This window comes from Pseudomonas sp. FP2300 (assembly GCF_030687595.1).
Classification (GTDB): Bacteria; Pseudomonadota; Gammaproteobacteria; order Pseudomonadales; family Pseudomonadaceae; genus Aquipseudomonas; species Aquipseudomonas bijieensis.
On sequence record NZ_CP117440.1, the window covers coordinates 6,705,112 to 6,726,722 of the forward strand.

Consider the following 21,611-nt stretch of genomic DNA (forward strand, 5'->3'; position numbering starts at 1 on the left):
GCTCCCGCTTGAGTGCGAAGCGCTCACCAAAAAGGGCTGCTACGCAGCCCAGCGGGAGCAAGCTCCCTCGCCACGGGTTCATCGTTACCACCCACGCAGAACCTATGTTCGCGGTGGACCAGGGTATATTGAAATTTCACTCATTCGTAAGCCGGTATTGACCGGGCTGCGTCCACGCGACTCGCAAATATTTACCGCTCAGCAATTGCTCGTCACGAAGATATTCAAAAACTTCGGAGGGACACCACTCCTTGCCCGCCGAAAAGGCCACGCCCAGTGAACGGAGTGCGTCGAATACCTTAGCCTTCTGCCTGTTGTCCGCGACCTGAAAAACGTAGATGTCTTTCTGCGCCGCAGTCGAAAACCCGATAGCGCGTAGGGGCGAATCCAACGCGTTATCGATGACTTGAACACGAATCACGTCGCCGTCCGCTTTTTCCACGTACGCTTTCAGCACATCATTAATCACTGACAAATACCTCGGTTAAAGTTTTAATGCCGTTCGCATCCTTTGTCGGAATCGACTCGACGACCATCTCCGGGGCGCCACCCGGCAAGTGTTTACCTGGCCCCAGGAAATACTGGTTTCCTTCCATCGGGCTTCTCGGCATCCGCCCCACGAGATCATCGACCTGCCTGATCTTGAAGCCGCCTTTAAGCGCATCTTTTTCCAAACCAAAGGCGCGTTCCAGTTCCGCCGCTTTTTTACCACTGATGGTCACCTTGGAACGCCCCGAGAAATTTCCAATAACATCGGTGATGCCTTTCTTATCAGAAACAAAAGTACCGGCCCGGCCAATCGTCGGATAGGCGTCCCACGCCGTCGGGCTAATGTTGAACCCTCGATTGTCCTTGAGCATCTGTTCCTGTCGCTGACGAGCCAAGATCGTCCGCTCGGCCGCAGTCATGGGCCTGCGTGCCAGCTTCGGCCCGGCACCGAGCAGGGCCATCCCTGCCACCCCCTGAAACAAGTCCCGATATCCGGGGCCGAGACGATCGCCCAAATCCCCCAGCAGTTCCATGCCGGCATACAGCGCACCACCGACGGCCAGGGCGCCGAAGAAAGCGGCGGCTCCGGCAAAAGCCGCAAGCAACAAGGCTCCGCCCGCCGCCAACAACCCCAACGCCTCCAGCCCGGTGTGCATCCAGCCTTCGAGATCCAGAACAAACGCCACCGACACCGTCGGCCCACCGATGAACGTATTGGGACTGCCGGTCTTGATGTGCGCGCCGCAAACCATTTTGCTGTGCAAACGTGCGGCGGGTTTGCCATTAATGAAGACCGTGGCGCTGCCTTCGGCGATCAGCACTGGAAAGGGCCAGATCGGATGGTTCATCGGCAGCCCGGTGCAGGAAGACGAAATGTCTTCGCCCGCCCGCATGGCATTGCGGTCGTTGATGTAGACGTTGAAGCTGCCCATTATCAACGCCCCCGTGGTGGGCTCAGGCAGGTTGAAGATGGTGGAGAGGCCTTTGACGATCTGGAACATCGACAAGCCGCCCGCGGCAATCGAGCCGGCCATGATGGCCAGGGCCACGCCGCCCGTGGCGACAGTCGCGGCAACGACCGCGGCACCGATCAAGGCACCGGCCACGGCACCGGCGACCATCGCGGCCATCCCGAAGCCATGGGCTATTTCGTCACCCAGACGTGCTGCAGCCTGTGCATCCATTGCGTGCATCTACCTTACTGATTTTGTATGACTGCACAGAGAGACGTATTGGATGACTCAGACGCTCGATGGGCGGGATTTGAGCAAGCGCATCGCCGGCCTCCCCTGCCCTTCGACGATCAGATGGCGGTGCCGCGGTTCGTTCCAGGTTGGACAATCAACAGCTCGTCCAGCTCGCGCTTTTTGCAACGCGCCACAAACGGCAGCGCGGCATCCGGGTCACGCCTGAACAGCTCAAAGGTCGCCTGGTTGATTTCATAATATTCCTCGTAGTCGGCCATGCCGTTGCTGACCGGTATGGACACGTAGAACCGACCCGAGTCCTGCTCGATGCCCACGGAGAACATGTGTTCGCGACTGACCAGAACATCTTGAAATTTCATGACTTGCCTACCTCTACCGTCATAATGGCGTCCAACTGAAGTCTTTGGGCAAGATGCCTCCGGCATCGATGACCGCCTCGCTGGCGCCGGTCGGCAGCTTGCCGCCAGGAATCCAGAACTCGTTGGCACCGGCCTCGTTACCTGAAGGAATCCGCAGGTTCATGTCTTTAGGCGCGGGAATATCGACCCGCACAAGGGTACTACTTTCCAGGGTATTTTCTGGAAGCCCAAGCGCCTTCTCCAATGCCCTCTTGTCGCCCTTGGCATTGGCAATCAATTGATCGGCTTCAGCCTTGGGCATCAGGAACGTCGTGCCGTCGCGCTGGGCGATGCCGTACTTGTCCAGGTTGGCCTTCGTAGTGAAGCGTGAGGCACCGTTCTCGAACTGGGCCAAGTGTTCTTTCACATACTGCGGTGACAGGTACGTGTCGGCATCGGGTCGAGACCCCTTCGGCATGGCCAGGATGTCGGCCTCGGTCACGCCAGGCTTGTACTTGGGCGGCGGCAGTTCGGCAGGCTTGGCTGCCTTCGCCATTTTCGGGCTCAACCCCAGCATGGCCATGCCGGCGACACCTTGCAGCAGGTCCCGATAGCCTGGCCCCAGACGGTCGCCCAAATCGCCGAGAAGCTCCATGCCCCCCAGGATCAGCCCGCCTATCACCACGAATTCGACGAGGACGGCGATACCCGCCATGGCCGCCATGACCAACGCAGCACCGGCGGCCAACAACCCCAACACTTCCAACCCGGTATGCATCCACCCTTCGAGATCCAGGACAAACGCCACCGACACCGTCGGCCCGCCGATAAACGTATTGGGGCTGCCGCTCTTGATATGGGCACCGCAGACCATTTTGCTGTGCAGGCGCGCCGCCGGTTTGCCGTTGATGAAGACCGTGGCGCTGCCTTCGGCGATCAGTACCGGGAAAGGCCAGATCGGATGGTTCATCGGCAGCCCGGTGCAGGAAGACGAAATGTCTTCGCCCGCCCGCATGGCATTGCGGTCGTTGATGTAGACGTTGAAGCTGCCCATTATCAACGCCCCCGTGGTGGGCTCGGGCAGGTTGAAGATGGTGGAGAGGCCTTTGACGATCTGGAACATCGACAAGCCGCCAGCCGCAATCGAGCCGGCCATGATGGCCAGGGCCACGCCGCCCGTGGCGACGGTCGCGGCAACGACCGCGGCGCCAATCAAGGCACCGGCCACGGCACCAGCGACCATCGCGGCCAACCCGAACCCGTGGGCTATTTCGTCACCCAGACGTGCCGCAGCCTGTGCATCCATTGCGCGCATCTACCTTACTGATGTGTATGCCTGCTCAGTGGGACGTGTCGATGCTCAGACAATCGGAGGCTGTGGCTTGAACGAATGCATCGCCAGCTTCCAGGCCGGCTCGTGATAGGCGAAGTCGGTCGGTGTGGTGGTCAAGGTGGTGATCAGCACCGATGGCTTACGCTCGATGAACACCTGGCGCAGCATCAGTTCACGCCCCTCGCGTTGCCAGGTGTAATCCAGCAACGTGGTGGTGTGCCCCTGCAGCACCGTGTCCCAGCGCTGAACCAGCTTGAAGCCGGGCAGTTGCTGCTCTGCGCTTTTGAGCTGGCGGTCGACGTATTCCGCGAATGGCGCGTCGCCCTGGGAGGCATCGCGGCTGATGACGAAACTGGCTTCTTTAGCAGGGCCGACTGCCGGCAGCTTGAAAATATTGATGCTCTGGTCCTGCCAGGCATCGGGAATTTCGAGATCGGCTTCTTGAATGCGGTAAGAGGTCACAGTAATCGCTTTCCATGGACGTGAGGTGACGCGCGAAGGAGCAGATATTCAAGTAATGCCTGGTAACAATCAAGAACCGGGTTCCTCTGCCCCAAGTAACGAACTACATTATGCGATCAGCGTCACTACTCTGGCGATTTCATGCCTGTGCACGCGCTGTCAAAGGGCGTGATCGCTTGATCTTCAACGTCAAAAGCCGGCAATCTTGCGCAGCGTCAAATGGACTGCGACAGCGATAAGGACAACCGATGCTATTCAACCAAGCCACACGCCTGGCCAAGATCACCAGCCCCCTGGGACCCGAGGTGCTGTTGCTCAAGGACATGGGCGGCGGTGAAGAGCTGGGCAGGCTGTTCAACTACGAGTTGCAGCTGCATTCGCTGGACAACGCCATCGACCTCAACCAGTTGCTCGGCAAGCCCATGTGCGTGAGCCTGCAACTCGATGGCGGTGGCGAGCGGCACTTCCATGGCATCGTCGCCCGCTGCAGCCAGAACGTCGACCAGGGCCAGTTCGCCAGCTACCAGGCGACTTTGCGTCCGTGGTTGTGGCTGCTGACCCGCACTTCCGATTGCCGGATTTTCCAGAACCTGACCATCCCGCAGATCATCAAGCAGGTGTTCCGCGACCTGGGCTTTTCCGATTTCGAAGACGCCTTGAGCCAGTCCTACCGCGAGTGGGAATACTGCGTGCAGTATCGCGAGACCAGCTTCGACTTCGTCAGCCGCCTGATGGAGCAGGAAGGCATCTACTACTTCTTCCGCCATGAACAGGGCCGGCATGTGCTGGTGCTGGCCGACGCCTACGGCGCCCACACCACGGCCCCCGGCTACGGCTCGGTGCCCTACTACCCGAAGAATGAGCAGCAGCGCGAACGCGACCACATCCACGACTGGCACCTGGCCCAGGAAGTCCAGCCCGGTTCGCTGGAGCTCAACGACTACGATTTCCAGCGCCCCAGCGCACGCATCGACGTACGCTCGGCCATGCCCCGCCCGCACACCGCCGGCGACTATCCGCTGTACGACTACCCTGGCACTTATGTGCAGAGCCAGGACGGCGAACACTACGCCCGCACCCGCATCGAAGCCTTGCAGACCCTGCACGAACAGGTCGAGCTGGCGGGTAACGCGCGAGGCTTGGGCTCGGGGCATCTGTTCACGCTTACCGGCTTCAGCCGCCAGGACCAGAACCGCGAATACCTGATCGTCGGCGCCCGCTATTACATTTCCCAGGAAAGCGGCGAAACCAGCGGCGGCGCGCCGTCGGCCCAGTTCGAAAGCAGCCTGACCTGCATCGACGCCCAGCAAAGCTATCGCCCGTTGGCGACCACCCATCGTCCCATCGTCAAAGGCCCGCAGACTGCGTTAGTGGTCGGCCCCAAGGGCGAGGAAATCTGGACCGATCAGTTCGGCCGGGTGAAGGTGCATTTCTACTGGGACCGGCACGACCAATCCAACGAAAACAGCTCCTGCTGGATTCGTGTGTCGCAGGCGTGGGCCGGCAAGAATTGGGGCTCGATGCAGATCCCGCGCATCGGCCAGGAAGTCATCGTCAGCTTCCTCGAAGGCGACCCGGACCGGCCGATCATCACCGGTCGCGTCTACAACGCCGAGCAGACCGTGCCCTACGACCTGCCGGAAAACGCGACCCAGAGCGGCATGAAGAGCCGTTCGAGCAAGGGCGGCACGCCAGCGAATTTCAACGAAATCCGCATGGAAGACAAGAAAGGCGCCGAGCAGTTGTACATCCACGCCGAGCGTAACCAGGACATCGTGGTCGAGGTGGACGAGAGCCATTCGGTCGGCCACGACCGCAACAAAAGCATCGGCCACAACGAGACGGTGACCATCGGCAACAACCGCCTGCGTATCGTCAAGCAGGAGGACATCCTCTCGGTGGGCCAGCGCAAGACCGACAGCATCAGCCAGAGCTACGTCATCGAAGTGGGCGAGAACCTGCGCCTGGTGTGCGGTGAAAGCATCCTGGAGCTCAACGCCAGCGGCCAGATCAACCTGACCGGCGTGCAGATCAGCTTCTACGCCAGCGGCGATGCCGAGTTCAACACCGGTGGCGTGCTGCACCTGAACAACGGTGGCGGCCCGGGTGCCACGCCGGACGGCCAGGGTGTCAAGGGCAGCATCGATGCCAACATCAGCGCCGCGTTCCCCAAGGGCTAACTTCGAGATTTATGCGCCATGACTTACCGTCTCAATGAATTCCAGCTCCAGCTGCCGCCAAGCGAGTTGCTGGACGCGACGATCAACATTCTCAAGTTCCCCGAGCTGGGCACCTCCTTGATTGTCAGCCGCAGCCTGCTGGCCGAGGGCGAGACCCTGCAAAGCAACCTCGACGACCAGCTCAAGCGCCTGGAAAAACAGGTCCAGCAACTGCGCTGCCAACCGGGCGCGACCGTACGCGTGGGTGCCAACCAGGAAGTCGAAGCCATCGAATTGCGCAGCCAGTTCAACAAGGGCAACGAAAAGGTTTTCCAATATCAGCTCGCGCTGGTACTGCCCGGCACTCGCAAGATGCTTGCCCTGAGTTATGTGAAAGCAGAGAAACTGGGCGATGCCGAAGCGGCGCATTGGGCGACGATCAAGGGGTCGCTGGTGTTCGACACTCCGGCCTGACACCCCATCCCTGTGGGAGCGAGCCTGCTCGCGATAGCGGTGGGTCAGGCACTGATGAGGTTGACTGAAAGGGCCCCATCGCGAGCAGGCTCGCTCCCACAGGGGTTTGGTGGCGTCAAGGAAGTGGAAGGCATCATCGCTCCCACAGGGACAAACCGAAGCGGATCAAGCGCCTGAAAATGGCATTAACGAGCATGCCGTAACCCACAAGGACAACAGGCGCAATGGAAGGCATCAAATTGCTTGAACACACGGTCATCAACCACCTGAGCACCCTGCATGTCTGACGCGCTCTGGGCCGCCCGCCTGGGCGATGCACTGAACCACACATCGATGATGGCCGACATTCTTGGCGGCGTATTGGAGGTGGCGGCCAACATCGCGATCACCGCCCTGGCGACCGCCGCCGTGGTCGCGGCCACGGGCATCACCGTCGTCACCGGCGGCCTGGGCTGCTTCGTCCTGGGCCTGGTGGTGGGCACCGTCGTCGGCCTGGCCATGAGCAAGACCGGGGCCGACAAAGGCCTGAGCAATTTATGCGAGGGCATCGGCAACGCCCTCTTTCCGCCCACGGTGCAGGCCAACATCCTCACCGGCTCCAAGGACACCTTTACCAACAACATCCCCTCGGCCCGCGCCGCTGGAGCGGTGGTTTCCCATGTCGCGCCGGCCGGCACCGAACTGGAAATGCCCGAGCCGGAAGAAGAGCCTAGCTACCTGGACATGGCTGGGAATTTCTTTTCGCAGATGTGGCGCCCCACTGTCGCCTCGCCCGCCCCCGGTACGGAGACCCGGCCGGAAGATCTAGTGATCTGCACCAAGCACCCACCCATGCCACCGCAGTTCATGGCCGAAGGCTCAGACAAAGTCACCATCAACGGCCAGCCCGCCGTGCGCAGCGGCGACCGCAGCACCTGCGATGCGACGGTGGTGTCCTCCGGGTTGATTTCGTCCAACGTGACCATTGGCGGCGGTTCGGTGGTGGTGCGCGAGATCCGCAGCGGCAAGACCCCGGGCGTGGGCCTGGCGGTCACGGCGCTGCTGATGCTCAAGGGTGGCAAGGGCAAGTTCTTCAGCAAACTGCCGTGCATGCTGGTGGGCGGCGCGGTATCCATGGCCGCCAGCAGCGCGGCGAACGCGGCCGCCAACGCTGCCATGGGCTCGTCGAACCCGGTGCATGCCGCCACGGGCGCCAAGGTACTGGGCGGTGACGAAGACCTGGATTTCGTCTTGCCCGGCATCCTGCCGATTGACTGGCAGCGCGTCTACAACAGCCGCGACGAGCGCCGCGACAGCCTGTTCGGTGCCGGCTGGAGCGTCGCCTACGAAGTCCAGGTGGACATCCTGCCCCACCCCGACGGCGGCGAAACCCTGATCTACACCGACGAACAGGGCCGCCCTATCGACATGGGCTCCATCCCCTTGGGCGGCGCGGTGTTCAGCGCCGGCGAAGGCCTGGCCGTGCGCCGCCATGTGAACGGGCAATTGCTGATCGAAAGCGACAACGGCCTGTACCGTTTGTTCGAACCTTCGCCAGCCAACCCATCCCACCTGCGCCTGAGCCAACTGGGTGACCGCAACGACAACCGCATCCACCTCGACTACGACGACGCCGGACGCCTGGTGCGGCTACGCGACACCTTCGACCTGGTGCACGTCGAGCTGATTCGCGAAGGCGAGCGCGTCACCCAGATCGAACGCCTCTACCCCGACCAATCCCGGGAAGTGCTGGTCAGCTACGCCTACGACGCGGCGAACACCCTCGCCGAAGTGCGCGACGCCACCGGCCAGGTACAACGACGCTTCAGCTACGACGCCGGGCAACGGATGGTCGAGCATCAGTTGCCCACCGGCCTGCGCTGCTTCTACGAATGGGCGCTGATCGAAGACCAGGAATGGCGCGTGGTGCGGCACTGGACTGACGAAGGCGACGCCTACCAGTTCGACTATGACCTCAAGGCCGGCATCACCCGCATCAGAGACAGCCTGCAACGGGTCAGCATCCGGCACTGGAACAGCCAGCACCAGATCATCCAATTCAGCGACAACCTCGGCCAGACCTGGTTGTTCGAATGGAACGATGAGCGCCAGTTGCTCAGCGCCACCGATCCACAGGGCGGACGCTACACCTATGGCTATGACGAGGCCGGCAACCTCAGCCAGTCCAGTGATCCGCTCGGACGCATTGAGTCCGTTTTATGGCTCGATCATTGGTCGTTACCGTTAGTAGAAACCGACGCCGCCGGCAACAACTGGCGATATGAATACAATCGCCGCGGCAATTGCATTCGCGAAACAGACCCTCTGGGCCTCGTCACCCAATATCGCTACAACGCTCATGGGCAAATCATAGAAATTGTCGACCCGACCGGCAAAAGCAACACCTTGCGTTGGAACACTCAAGGGCAACTGGCTGAACATATTGACTGCTCCGGGTATTCGACAAAGTTCAGCTATGACCATCGCGGTTATCTACAGGTCATCACGGATGCTCTTGGCGAGCGCACTGTCTATGAACATGACTCCCGCGGCCGCCTGCTGCGTTATCAGTTGCCTGATGGCCGCGTCGAACACTACTTGCGCGACGCCTGCGGTCAACTCACCAGTTACATCGATGCGGCCGGTCATACCACCGTCTATCAGCACGATGGGCGCGGACAGGTTCGCCAACGCATCGACGCCCATGGAAGGTCGGTTCAATTCAGCTACGACGCCTATGGACGCCTCCAGGCGCTAACCAACGAAAACGGGGAAAGCTATCGATTTGCCTGGGACGCCGGCGACAGAATGATCGAGCAACAGGATCTGGATGGCAGCGCCCGACGTTATGCCTACGACGGGCTGAATAACGCCATTCGCGAGGCCCATTTCCCTGCCCCTTTTGGCAATGGTATGGCGCTGGTATCCAGCGGCCCAATAGAGCCCATCATTCATCACCTTGAACGAGATGCTGCCGGACGGCTGATTGGCAAAATAACGGCAGACGGCCGAACCGAGTACACCTACGACACTGTGGACCAACTCATTGCCGTCACCTTTACAGATAATCAGGGCAACCAACAAAACCTGAGCTTTGCCTACGACGCCATCGGGCAACTGCTGGAAGAGCAAAGTTCGGCTGGCCGCTTACGGCATCATTACGATGAACTGGGCAGCTTGATACAAACGCAGCTACCGGACGGCCGTCGACTCAATCGGTTGTATTACGGCAGCGGCCATCTGCACCAACTCAATATTGACGGACAGGTGATCTGTGATTTCGAGCGTGATCGATTGCACCGTGAGGTCCTTCGCACTCAAGGACGACTCATCACCCGTAGCGAATATGACCGGGGCGGACGCGTGCGTTCGCGCCTGCAACGTCATGCGGACCAGTCGACGCTATTGCCGCCTGTGGCGCAGAAACAATTCAACTACGACCCCAATGACAATCTGATCAGTCGCCTCGACCAGACGCCCAGCGGTGATCGCCAACGGTTGCTGCACTACGATGCGACGGGGCGCATTCTCGCCAGCCAAGACAATGTCCAAGGCCCGAGCGAAACCTTCGCCTACGATGCTGCCGCCAACTTGCTGGACGGGCCTCAACCCGGCGCCGGGCTCGTGGTGCATAACAAATTACTGACCTATCAGGACAAACGTTATCGTTACGACGCCTTTGGCCGGATGATCGAAAAACGCAGCGGTGGCCATCTGGTGCAACGCTTTGTCTACGATGCCGAGCACCGTTTGATCGAGGTGCATAACCGCAGCGGTTCCCAAGATACGGTCGTCAGGATGACCTATGACCCACTGGGTCGTCGGACGGCAAAAACCGAACATGACAGTCGTGGTTATCCACTGGGTGAAACACGCTTCATCTGGGACGGTTTGCGACTGCTTCAGGAACAAAAAAACAGCCAGTGCAGCGTTTACCTCTATGACACGGACAGCCACGAACCACTCGCTCGAGTGGACGGCCTCGGTGCTCAACAAAACATTCACTACTACCACAATGATCAGAATGGGTTACCGGAACAGCTCTCGGACGCCAAAGGCGACATCGTCTGGCAAGCGCGTTACCGCGTTTGGGGCAATACCGTTGAGGAAGTGCGTGAGCCTCATTACATCGAAGAACAGAACCTGCGTTTCCAAGGCCAATATCTGGACCGAGAGACAGGCCTGCACTACAACACGTTTCGTTTTTACGACCCGGATATCGGGCGGTTCACGACACCCGATCCCATCGAACTGCTGGGCGGAATCAACCTCTATCAATACGCCCCCAACCCGCTCGGCTGGATAGACCCGTGGGGCTGGTCCTGCCACGGCAACTCGAAAACCAGTCGCAAAGCGCAACATGGTTACGAGATCGTGGACACGCGCACGGGTAAAGTCGCCAAAACCGGCGTGAGTGGCGGCAAGATAAAAACAAACGGAAAATCTGTTCGCGCCGAGACCCAGGTTAGGAAATGGAACGCAGAACCGGGTAACACGGGACGTTACGAATCCAGAGTCATCAAAAAGGTGCCGGCCGGCCCAGGTGCTCGTTGGAAAATCGAGCATTGGGAGCGAAGAAATGCGAATCGACGCAGGCAGGAACTAGACCCAGCGAGGCATTCAAGACCATGATCTTAAAAGAAATCTACCTGTACCCCGACCTGGGCGAATTCGGCGACGAAATTATTCATCCGTTTCGCGACCAAAGCCGATCGATTTGCAATTTTCTTGAGCGCCACCTGAGTGCAGAAAAATTCGAAACGCCGAATTTCAAGAAAATCTGTTTTGTCGGCACCCGCCAAGCCGTCAATGAGCCCTATGTAAACTCCAGCGGCGCGCTCATCGTCAATGTTGGCCTGGATACCGAACTGTATAAAAAATGCACATCGGTCAAAGAGCTCAATGAGTTCTTCATACAACTGTTGTTGGAAGGCCTGGAAAAATGCCGCCCACACATGACCTTGCCTGACGATCTGCTGAAAAACGCAATGGATGAGTTCCGCCGCAACCACTATAAAAACGAGTGGACCTTCAAGCAGAAAAAAATAAAAGGGTCGGACTATGTCTGCGCCCTGGAGTGCCAGTTAACCATCGATTGCTTCCTCATGAACCTTAAGGTCTTGAGGAAAAACACACCGGTACTCGACAAAGAAATTCTGCGAACCGCGCCTGACGAAATAGCATTCGGTCCGTACCTCAAAGACCTCAAGGAAGAAGGCGGCAGAATAAAGGTCATCGACAAATCGGGCGTGGCCTTCTACACCACCACGGTTGCTAGCCTGGACAAGCTTTGACATCCATATGCCGATCGAGCCAACGGATGAGCATGAAGTGATTACCCCACGAGGCTCGCTCAGGTCTACGCCATGAGTATGGAAATTCGCAAGCATCTGGAAGTGGAATTACTGGCGGCGCTGAAGCAAACAACGTCACCCCACCTGGACCTGAAGGCCAGCAAAAACAAACTTGGCCTGCTCGTTGCCAAGGAAAAGCTTGGGGAAATCTACGTTCAACACCTGACCAAGGCCGACGGTTATTACGCATCCCCTCAGGCCATTAGCGCCACTGTGCAAAAAATAACCGAACGACTCGAAAAATTTTACCTGCCCAAGGCCGAGCACTGCGTTCTGGGTACGCCCGCATTAATCGATGACGTGTTGGCCGAGCCAGATAACTATGCGTTTCCATTCCTGACGATTGTGTTTGCGGCGCACAAAAATAATCTGAGCCTGGATTCGGATGTGCTCAAGAAAGCCCTGGCGACTAAAGCAATATTTGGGAACAAACAGTTCGATCTGGCGCTTGCGAACAAACTACTCGGCGCAGGTTAAACGCAAAACCCCGTGGCGAGGGAGCTTGCTCCCGCTGGGCTGCGCAGCGGCCCCCGCTTGTTGGAAAAAGAGGTCATGGGTTGGCCTCCCAGAAAATTCTTATGCTCCACTCGGTCGCGGACATCGACTCCATGAGCTATACCAAAGTGCCATCAGCGCCATGCAAAGGGAGCCATGCGCCATGAAGGGGACTTTGTTAGGTTTAATCGTTGTGTCTATCGCCGGATGCGCCAACCTGAACAGTATCTACCGGACATTCGATGTCTCCCGCGGGGAAAGCTCCATGAGCGATATCCGACAGCGAGCCATACTGGTTGCCCCCAATGAGAACATCACCAAAAAATACGACGCGACCGGAAAGCTCGTTTCGCAGGAGTACAGAAAGAACGGGGTGTTCGTTTGTGCAGAACCAAGCCCCGACGCAATGGCTTCCCTTGCTTATGAGCTGGCGGCAAAAGGGGGTTACCCAGAGAAGGCAAGCGGTGAATTGGCGTTCGCCATGCAGGACGGGGCCGCATTCACGGGAATACGTACACAAAGTATCCAGATGCTCCGGGATTTCGGCTACCGCTTGTGTGAAAGCTATATGTCTGGCGCGATAAGCGCCGCTCAATATGACCTTCTCATGAGGCGGCTCCAAAAAAACACGGTCGCCCTCCTGGCGATTGAGCAACTGACCGGAACAGTCAAAGCTCCTCCAATAGCCCTCACAACAAGTGGCCGGGCCGAAGCGACAAAATCACTTTCCGAACAGAGAGCTGAGCGAGAGAAGGTCAGCGATAGAATTACCGCCCTGGAAACCGAAAAAACGGCGGTAGACAAAAAAATCAGTGATGCCAAAAAAGCCAATGCCAACGCTGACACTTCGGAACTGGATCAAACCGCTGCGGGCCTAGCGGAAAAAATCAAAAACCTGAAAGACGATAGAAACGTTATCGACAGCGCAATAGCCGAAACAAAAGGTGTGATTGCGGATGGCGAAGTCAAGGTAAAAATAGAAACCACGGGCATGGGCAGCCAACGATCGGATGCCCACATTCAACAAATAGCGAAAACAGTCGAAGGCATCGTCAATAACATAGTGCTCGCCGACGATGAACAGCAGCTGTGCATGTCGGCTCTTTTGCTGCCGAACCCGAATGAAGGCCAGAAAAATTTCGCGGATTGGTGCATCAAGGTAATGCGCACCCAGGCTGAAGCCCGGGATGCCTTGATGAAAAATACAAAACTCAAGATGGACCAAGCACAGGCAGTTTTGGACAGTGGTGGGGCCAACACGGCAGAAAAAGACAAAGCAAGGCAGGACCTTGCCAACCTTCAGAAAGCGTTGGAAGGACTTGGGAAAGGCCCGGGACTGTACAGCCTGTCCTTGGATCCATAGCGCATCGGGGGCCTGTCGATATTGCTCGGTGCGCACGGGTAGCCAAAGGACAGAGGAACAAAACGAAGCGTCGAGCTGAACTGCCTCGACGCTTCGTTATTGATCGCGCCTAGCTATACCAAAAAATGTGAGTTCATTGCTGGCAAGCCGAGTATTGGACAACGTCGCCCCACGATAGCCGCGGCACCACCAACCCCGTGGCGAGGGAGCTTGCTCCCGCTGGGCGGTAACCTGCGGTTTCAGGGGCAGAACCTGGACCGGGAAGCCGGGCCTACGGGAACACCGACAAACCGCATCATTTTGCTGGCAGCGTGACGTTCCCGGCGCTGCGCCAGTTTCTTTTGCTGCTTGAAGATCACTTACCAATCAACTGATCCGGATTGAGCCCTATGGCCCGATACCCAATCGCCATCGGGCGCGGAAAGACTTGGGTCAACGTCACGCCCGAGCTGGAAACAGATTTCACCGCACCTGTAACCCCCGGCGCATCCGGTAAAAGGGCTTTGGATAGCTTGTCCACCTCAGCCTCGGTTTCGCCAATTTCCCGGGCAAGCTCGTTCATGGCCGTTTGCTGAGTCTGTGTATTCGGCTGGCCCTGACTGCTACCTTGCGTGGCAGGAGCCTCCTTCATCATCAATTTCATCTGATCACGCAAACCTGCCAGCTTTTCAAACCGCTCGACCAAAGCCTGAGTGCTAACGGCGAGTTGCGCCGACTGGCCCGCTGAGCTTGTGACGGAAATATCGATCGCGTTCGCGTAATACACTTCCGAAACCAGCAGCAGCTCCGGTTTCGAGCTATTGCCCTGTTTGTCGACGAAAGTTTGAAGCTGCATCATCCGGGCAACAACGCTTTGTAAGTTGCCAAACCCGTCCTTTGTCTTGAAGCCATTGCCGCCCAAGGCGCTCAGAAGATCAGGAACGTCCACCCTTATGACCGTGACACTCGGCACCGAGACCGTCATAAGGTAATCATCCTTGCCCACCACACTGCCCTTCGCCCCCACCGTTCCCGCCATCACATTTGCACCCATTCCCGACTCGACACGTGACCCGAACTGAAAAGCCGGGAACGCCGTGACGCGGTTGACTCTGAAGTCCGCCTCTTTATAGCCGCTGCATTTGAAGTGCGAATAGTTGATAGCCGTCGGCTGCCAGGGCGCTACCGTCTTCTCCCCTGCCGGCTCCCCGCCCTTGACCGGGTAGCCAGAGATTTGCGGCAACTCCGGGGCACTGCGGATCGACAGATACAGTTTGCACAGATCCAACGACCCTACTGGCGCCGGATAATAGGTGTAAAACGCCGAAGGCTTTTCATCAGAACGGCTTTTCCCGGGGTAGGTGGGGACCAAAAGAAAATTTCCCGGATACAGCCCCTCCTGCAACGGATATACCGCTCTAACACCCAGGTTCGCCACGCTCTCCGACCAAGTCTTGAGCATCGTGCCCGACTCCGGCCTGGAAGCACTGCACCCTCCGATAAGCGCCAGAACGGGGAAAAGAGAGATGAACGTCTTGAAGTGCATACGCCTCCGAGGGACATGAAGAAATAGCATGTCGCCATCACCGGTATAGACGTCAATGATTAAAACTCAAGAACCTGATTGGTCCTTGCTGCTGATCGAACGGGATCAAGCTGCTTTGCCATGGGTCGAGACCGGAAAAAGGGAGAGCAGATGCACTGCTGGCGAATCGAACGCTCGATAACGTCGACCGACGTTAGCCGCCACACCATCAACCTGCGGCGAGGGGATTTAGCAAAACGTCGCACCGCCCCGCTGGGCGGCGAAGCCGCCCCAAAAATGACGACACATTCCTACAGAAAAACCACTGCATCACCGGTGCGAGAGCAATCTCTGACCATGAATTCCAGGGCAATACGAAGCCTTGTTTATTCTCCCTCCACAACGCTTCCACCCAGCTACACATCCTTGCGCCATTGCCTACAACTACGCCAGAATCCGCCCGCTTGTGCGCCTTGCTCCCGGGTTCTATCGTTTCCCTGCCACTGCCCATCAGTGGTCGGGCTTGGCGGCCCGGTATACGAAAGGCGCAACAGCCCCTCAATATGATTGAGATGCCTCTGGCATTGGCACTCCTATGTTATGGCGGGTTGCGCAAGGATCCCTTCGGGGATGCCGGGTTCCTTTCGTTCCGGTCCGCCAACCTTGTGTAATCCGTCACCCCATCTGCTTGGCGGCAGACGGTGACGGTTCCTCTTACGAAAGGAGCTCCACCATGTTCAAAATCACACCGAATCCTCCCGAAGCAGATCAAAGCTCTGCGTCCGCTAAATCCAAAACGAAGAAACAAGACGAAGCAGAAAAGCGCGCCTTGGATTACTACCTCCTACCAAAACCGGAAAACTCGGAAGACGCATCCAAACCGGGCCAGCTATTCACCGTGGCAAAAAACGCCGACAACGAATGCCTGCTCGCCAACCTCAGCGAAAACCTGGCATCCGCCGACGCGATGATCAGCAACCTGGCCTTCGACCTCGAAGGCCCCCGCCGCCACATCGCCCTCGGCATCCAGCAACTGATCGAACTGAGTTCATTGCTGGCGAACCGCGTGCTGGATAACGTCGACCCACGCTAGCCGCTACACCACCCGTGGCGAGGGGATTTATCCCCGCCGGGCTGCGCAGCAGTCCCAAAAGGCCGGCGCAGTCTTCCAAACAGACCGCTCTAACTGGTCTAAGACGGCTGCGCCGCCGAGCGGGAGCAACCTTTCTCGCCATGGACCGCGTACATCTTGAGGCCAGTTATGTATGTACTGCCGCCTTCGCGAGCAGGCTCGCACACAGGGAGAGGGTCACCACCGGGACAACACACCACCCAAGACATCACGCAATCGAGCCGCGCCAATACGCCGCTGCCCCGGATCAAACGCCAGCGCCATACGCAGCGCCGGCCAGCTGTGTCTGGGCAGGTTGCGCGGCGCCTTGAGTGAGCGCTCCAACCGAGCATCGCGAGCCTGGGTGGCGGGTAAGCGTCGGAATGGGTGTTTGCCGCTCGCCAGTTCATACAGCACGCAAGCCACACCGTAGACATCGGCAGCGGCTGACAGAGGCGCACCTTCGAGCAGTTCAGGTGCCGCGTAACCGGGCGTCCAAGCGTTAAGGCGTTCACGATTCAGGTTTGGCAGATGCTGCGAAGGCCCCTCCTCGACCAGGCCCAAACCGAAGTCGAACAGGCGCAGGCCTTCTTCGCTCAACATGATGTTGCTAGGCTTCATGTCGCCATGCAGTACGCCGCGGCTGTGGGCGTAGGCCAGTGCATCAAGCAGCGGCACGGCGATAGCCTTCAGTTCAGGCCAAGGCACCCCCTGGGGCCGTTCACAAAGCAGTTTGTCCAAGGTCAGGCCACGCATCAGCTCCATGGTGATGAAGGCCCGTCGTTGGGCTGCATCCACTTCGAAGGTGTAGGGGCGCAGAATATTCGGGTGATGCAATCGCCGCATCAGGGCGAACTCGCTGTAGAGCAACGCACTGGCATCAGGTGACTCGTCGAATGCTTCACTGAGCATCTTCAAGGCAAGGTACGGGTCAGGATCAGCGTATTGTTCGTGCAATAAATCCCGTACGCGGTAAACAACGCCCATGCCGCCAGCGCCAAGCAAGCGTTCCAGGCGATAGCGGCCTGCGAGTATGTCCGGTGTTTCGCTGATGCAACGCTGGCTGGATATCGCAGTAGGTGCAGCGTTGGCGAAGGCGAAATACGTGGGATAGGCACCCTCTTCACTCACGGGCGGATCACCACGGCCGTCAGGTTATCCGGCGCCGTGCCACGCAAAACGTCGTCAAAAAGATGCTCTAACACCCTACGAGGCGAAGCCAGGTCCAAGGCTCTGCCAAGGGCCTCTGTGCCGAGGCCTTGGTACAGGCCATCACTGCACAGCAAAAACGTATCACCCGGCTGAACGTCCAGCTCCAGCACCTCCAGCGTCAACTCCGGCGCGGCACCGACCGCGCGGGTCAGTGCCTTGGCCGCAGGGTGGGCGCAGGCCTCATCGCGGCTGAAGTGTTGCCTGTCGATCAGTTGCTGTTGCAGCGAGTGATCCTTGGTCAGTTGGTACAAGCGTCGACCGCGCCACAGGTAACAACGGCTGTCACCAGCCCAAATGCAGACCCCGCGGTTTCCTTCCAGCAACAGCACCACCACGGTGCTGCCGATAATGCCGAGACGATCTTCGGTGACGGTAAGCTCCTGGCTCAGTCGTCGATTGATCCAGCGCAGGCATTGGCGCACCGCTTTCGAACGCTCCCCCAAGTCCCGGTACAGTGGCAGTTCCGTCAGGTTGGCAACGATCATCTGGCTGGCGATGTCACCGCCCGAGTGGCCACCCATGCCGTCAGCCACCACCCATACTCCCTGTTGTGGGCAGTCGAGAAAAGCATCCTCATTACGTGCGCGGGCTTTGCCCGGGTCGGTGCGCGCCGCGCTGTACCAGGGACTAGCCACCATCAAAGCTGCACCGGCAGACGAAATGTGCGGAGCACGCTCATGTCGAAAGGGTTCGGTGTGCGCTGGCTCGTCAGCAAATAATTGGCGCGCAGGCCACCCAGATCCGCCTTCAAGACGCGTACATCGCGCCCGGTCAGGTATTCGCTCTGCATCAAATCGAACAAACGAAACAGCGACCATGGCCCGGTATTTTTCTCGATACCCACGCCTCGCCCAACCATTTTGTCCAGCACCAGCGCGGTTCGGCCATTCTGCGCGTCGCTTGGCCAGGTAAACGCCACCGGCAGGATCGGACCGTGGCGATATTCAAGCATCTGGTCGCCAAAGCGGAATTCAGCACGGCTTACTGCCGGGTCCAGGGTGTACGGCTCAAGCTGGAACTGCACTTGTGGCTCGGTCGGGTTTTCGGCGAAAAAGCTCCGGCGAATGGTATGCGCTGTTGCCATCTGATCGAGATAGACCCGAGAGATCGGCAAGCTCTGCCCGTCGATACTGCGCAGGCGGTAGTCTCCCGCCGGACCGCTGACGAAGGGCTGCATATAATTGTCGAAAAAGCGACCGACGATGCCTTGGTCCTTGAAGAATTCTCGGAAATCATTGAGCGCCACGTCGCTGGCACTGTGGGCGCTGAACGGGTATCGCTTGTCGATTGCCTTGCCGTAAAAGCTGTACAGCTCGCTCTGATAACGCTGGTTCAGGTATCGATAAGAATCGCTGAGCACCAAACGCCAGCTGTCCTCGGCCAGCACGTTGAACCACCCACTGATTGGCCGCGGCAGGCGAGCAGACGCACTGCGCAGGTGACTCAACGCATCTCGCCCGCCGCCCATGCGGTGCCTGGCCAATTCGAACGCCGCTTGTTCCGGTGCACTGGCTCGGGCCAGGTTCGCCAATTGCAATTGCACCTCATCAAGGGCCCGCAAGACCTGGACCAGATCAGCCGTGGGCCCGCCCTCTCCATCCAGCAGGCGATGCAGCGGTTCGAAACGCCGTCGCAAGGATTTTTGTGCGTTGTCCGGCAGATGTTCGGTCAGGGACGCAGAAGCTTTCCCTGCCACAGCGGCTAGTTTTGTAACGGCATGTTCGCCCTTTCCGGCCGCTTGCGTCAGGTCGTCGAGTTGCTCGACAACCGCCTGGAGTCGAGTGTTTTCGCGCACCTGCACCAGCATCCGCAAAATCGGTGAATGAGCCGAAGTCAGCCCCGCGAGTTGCTCGGCGCCCTCAGCCGCATTGCTGACGGTTTGCAGGGTGATCTGACCGACCGCTTCGCTCCAGTGGTCGGCATAGTCACGAAAATACCGCTGTTCCAGTTCGACCATCAGGCGACGCATGTCCATGCCGCTGAGGCCCTCGCCTTCACCCAATACCCAGTTGTCCTGCAACAATTCGCTGATCAGCGCCGTCCCCTGAACCGAAAAGTAACGTTCGTAACCCTGGCGGGTATAAAAACCAGGAATCACACGATCGGTACCGACCAACAGCCCTCCTTGTGAACCCAAGTGTTGGCCGAGTCGATATGGCGGTAGATGGCTGGCCTGTTCGTGCAGCATTTTGTACACGACGGCGGCCAAGGACTCACGACGAAGGGCCTCTCGGGCCTGGGCTACCAGCGGTTCATTGAGTGCATGAATGAAGGGTAGCTCCAACAGGCGCGCGAAGTGAGCATTCAGGCCCTCCTGTAGCGCCGTGTTGCCGGGGTAACGAAGTGACCCATCGTTGGCCAGCCAATCCTTGAGCCAGGCAACATCTCGACGCTCTTGCAGACCCAGCATCAAGTACGCGCGCAGGCTGTTGAGCAATTGCTCGCGGTCACTCCAGTTGTTGCGGACTTGCTCTTCCAGCCTCTGCGCAACCTTCGGCAACAGTTGCGCCTGCAATTCACGCTCATAGGCCTCGGTCACCGCAGGGTTGCTCGCATCGCCCTGGTACAGGCCGGCACGCTCGTACAATGGCACGGCCCTGTAGGGTGGGAAAACCCGGGTGGCGTCGAAACGAATATCCAGTGACTCAAGCATTGCGGCCCAGTCATCAGCGTTCACTTTGACCGATTGCTGCTGGTCCCAGTGTTGCGCCAGCATACGCAAGCTATCCAGACGCTCGTGGTTGGCCGAAAAACCGTTCGCCCACAACAGCCCGCACAGGCCAACGACTGTCAGCGCCCCGAGGTACAAGGCCCGCTGTCTCCAATGGATACGACGGCGTTCGCGCTGAACGAGGTCAGTCAGATCGGCTTCCGGAAAAATCACCCGGCTGATCAAATGATGAATGAACCGCGAGCGTCGACCAGACACGGTATTACTGGCGCGCAAAGCCACGTTGCCGGGTTCGGCAGTCAGCTCCATTGTTCGACCCGGCAGCAATGCACAGGTCAAATAGAAACCACGCAGCGTACCGACGTTGCCAGTAAACGCCTGCTCGACCAGCAAACAAAGCCCGGCGCCGAGTTGTCCCAGTTGGTGAGGAAAATCAAGCATGCAGCTACGGCGTAGCGGGTCGCGCTCCTGATGCATGCGCATGATCATCTGGCTGTTGAGTCTATGCAGCAGCGCCTCGAACTCGGCACGTAACACGGCTACGTCACTGCCCCGCTGGTCTCGACTGAAGCTCGCACCCAACACCTGGTCGTTTTCCTCACGCGTCAGCGAATCAAAGAATTCATTGAAACCAGGCACGCTGTCCGCTTTGCTCAGGACCAGGTAAATCGGGACATCGATGTGCAGCCGCCTTTGCAGTTCCTGCAAGCGGCCACGAATCTGGCACGCCAGCGTGGTCATTTCATCTTCGCTGCCCAGCAACAGGATCTCGGTCGGAACCGTCACCAGTACCCCGTTCAACGGACGACTGCGGCGACGTTTGCGCAGCAGTTCGAGCAATACGGCCCAAGCGCTGCTATCGATATCACTGTCCGCCTGGGTCAGGTAGCGCCCGGCGGTGTCGATCAGCACGGCGTGCTCGGCAAAATACCAATCGCAATGACGGGTACCCGATATGTCGCCGACTGGCTTGCGCTCAAGCCTGTCGAGAGGGAACTCAAGGCCTGAACAATCCAACAGACGGGTTTTGCCGCTGGCGGGCGGGCCTATCAGCAGATACCACGGCAGATCGTTGCGCCAGCGGTCACTGCGGCCAGGATAGACGCTTGAGGACCTTAGCGAGGTTAAAGCCCGATTGAAGCGCGAGCGTACTTCGCGCTGCTCATCAATCCTGGCCTGGTACAGGGCCCGCGCATGCCCGGAGGCGTCTTGCTGGGCATTGGCGCTTGAACCGGCGCGCCCATTGACGAAAACCATGACCAGGCCCCAGCCCAGCAGAAGCACGCTGATGGTCAGCAATCGCGCCGTCGGGCTTGCCCAAAACTTGTAGTCATTGACGGCCAGAAGTGGCCCGGCGAACCACACCAGCAGCGCAACACAAAGCACCAGCAGCAGCGTCCAAATCCACGTCTGGCGCACCCAGGCACCGGCTTTCCTGAAAAGCAATTTCATGACACGT

The 21,611-nt window shown here is 58.7% G+C and carries 16 protein-coding genes; 7 read left to right on the forward strand and 9 right to left on the reverse strand.

The genetic code is table 11. The features are described from left to right. Positions 1-136: 136 nt before the first annotated feature. The 5 genes from PSH86_RS29990 to PSH86_RS30010 form a co-directional block, all read right to left on the reverse strand. On the reverse strand, positions 137-469 hold the full coding sequence (locus tag PSH86_RS29990) for a hypothetical protein (RefSeq protein ID WP_305486823.1): 333 nt from the start codon (positions 467-469) through the stop codon (positions 137-139). Then, the gene (locus tag PSH86_RS29995; RefSeq protein WP_305486826.1) at positions 462-1,673 is read right to left on the reverse strand and encodes a PAAR domain-containing protein; all 1,212 of its coding nucleotides are present in this window, start codon (positions 1,671-1,673) and stop codon (positions 462-464) included. Before PSH86_RS29995 ends, PSH86_RS29990 begins: the two co-directional genes overlap by 8 nt. 119 nt (positions 1,674-1,792) lie before the next feature. After that, the gene (locus PSH86_RS30000; protein WP_109752753.1) at positions 1,793-2,056 is read right to left on the reverse strand and encodes a hypothetical protein; all 264 of its coding nucleotides are present in this window, start codon (positions 2,054-2,056) and stop codon (positions 1,793-1,795) included. Between the two features lie 19 nt (positions 2,057-2,075). Beyond that, positions 2,076-3,341: a PAAR domain-containing protein gene (locus tag PSH86_RS30005; protein ID WP_109752754.1), complete on the reverse strand. Its 1,266-nt coding sequence runs from the start codon at positions 3,339-3,341 to the stop codon at positions 2,076-2,078. A gap of 54 nt (positions 3,342-3,395) precedes the next feature. Next, a complete protein-coding gene (locus PSH86_RS30010) occupies positions 3,396-3,830 on the reverse strand; it encodes a DUF1795 domain-containing protein (protein WP_109752755.1) in 435 nt (144 codons plus the stop codon). Positions 3,831-4,078: 248 nt separating this feature from the next. Between PSH86_RS30010 and tssI the strand changes: the two genes are divergently transcribed. The 6 genes from tssI (at position 4,079) to PSH86_RS30040 (ending at position 13,654) form a co-directional block, all read left to right on the forward strand. Continuing rightward, complete coding sequence (gene tssI, locus PSH86_RS30015; RefSeq protein WP_305486831.1) at positions 4,079-6,010, forward strand: type VI secretion system tip protein TssI/VgrG; 1,932 nt, start codon at positions 4,079-4,081, stop codon at positions 6,008-6,010. Between the two features lie 18 nt (positions 6,011-6,028). Then, positions 6,029-6,463 carry a DcrB-related protein gene (locus tag PSH86_RS30020; RefSeq protein WP_109752757.1) on the forward strand — a complete coding sequence of 145 codons (435 nt, stop codon included), beginning with the start codon at positions 6,029-6,031 and terminating at the stop codon, positions 6,461-6,463. Positions 6,464-6,742: 279 nt separating this feature from the next. Next, entirely contained in the window at positions 6,743-11,074 is a 4,332-nt protein-coding gene (locus PSH86_RS30025) for an RHS repeat-associated core domain-containing protein (protein WP_305486833.1), read from the forward strand. Further along, on the forward strand, positions 11,071-11,736 hold the full coding sequence (locus tag PSH86_RS30030; protein ID WP_163856133.1) for a hypothetical protein: 666 nt from the start codon (positions 11,071-11,073) through the stop codon (positions 11,734-11,736). Before PSH86_RS30025 ends, PSH86_RS30030 begins: the two co-directional genes overlap by 4 nt. Before the next feature lie 72 nt (positions 11,737-11,808). Next, entirely contained in the window at positions 11,809-12,273 is a 465-nt protein-coding gene (locus PSH86_RS30035; protein ID WP_163856131.1) for a hypothetical protein, read from the forward strand. Positions 12,274-12,454: 181 nt separating this feature from the next. Further along, a complete protein-coding gene (locus PSH86_RS30040; RefSeq protein ID WP_232201294.1) occupies positions 12,455-13,654 on the forward strand; it encodes a hypothetical protein in 1,200 nt (399 codons plus the stop codon). Positions 13,655-14,009: 355 nt separating this feature from the next. On the opposite strand, the gene PSH86_RS30045 is transcribed toward PSH86_RS30040, so the two are convergent. Continuing rightward, entirely contained in the window at positions 14,010-15,179 is a 1,170-nt protein-coding gene (locus tag PSH86_RS30045; protein ID WP_109752760.1) for a hypothetical protein, read from the reverse strand. Positions 15,180-15,891: 712 nt separating this feature from the next. Here PSH86_RS30045 and PSH86_RS30050 point away from each other — a divergent pair. After that, positions 15,892-16,251, forward strand: coding sequence for a DUF6124 family protein (locus PSH86_RS30050; protein WP_109752761.1), 360 nt, complete (start codon positions 15,892-15,894; stop codon positions 16,249-16,251). 216 nt (positions 16,252-16,467) lie between these two features. On the opposite strand, the gene PSH86_RS30055 is transcribed toward PSH86_RS30050, so the two are convergent. Genes PSH86_RS30055 through tssM form a run of 3 tightly spaced genes read right to left on the reverse strand, consistent with a single transcriptional unit; the run spans position 16,468 to position 21,604 of the window. Further along, a complete protein-coding gene (locus PSH86_RS30055) occupies positions 16,468-17,400 on the reverse strand; it encodes a serine/threonine-protein kinase (RefSeq protein ID WP_305486838.1) in 933 nt (310 codons plus the stop codon). Beyond that, positions 17,397-18,122 (reverse strand): PP2C family serine/threonine-protein phosphatase, encoded by a 726-nt coding sequence (locus tag PSH86_RS30060; RefSeq protein ID WP_305486840.1) that lies wholly within the window; start codon positions 18,120-18,122, stop codon positions 17,397-17,399. The genes PSH86_RS30055 and PSH86_RS30060 overlap by 4 nt, the downstream gene beginning before the upstream one ends. After that, entirely contained in the window at positions 18,119-21,604 is a 3,486-nt protein-coding gene (gene tssM / locus PSH86_RS30065) for a type VI secretion system membrane subunit TssM (RefSeq protein ID WP_305486843.1), read from the reverse strand. The genes PSH86_RS30060 and tssM overlap by 4 nt, the downstream gene beginning before the upstream one ends. Between the last annotated feature and the right edge of the window lie 7 nt (positions 21,605-21,611).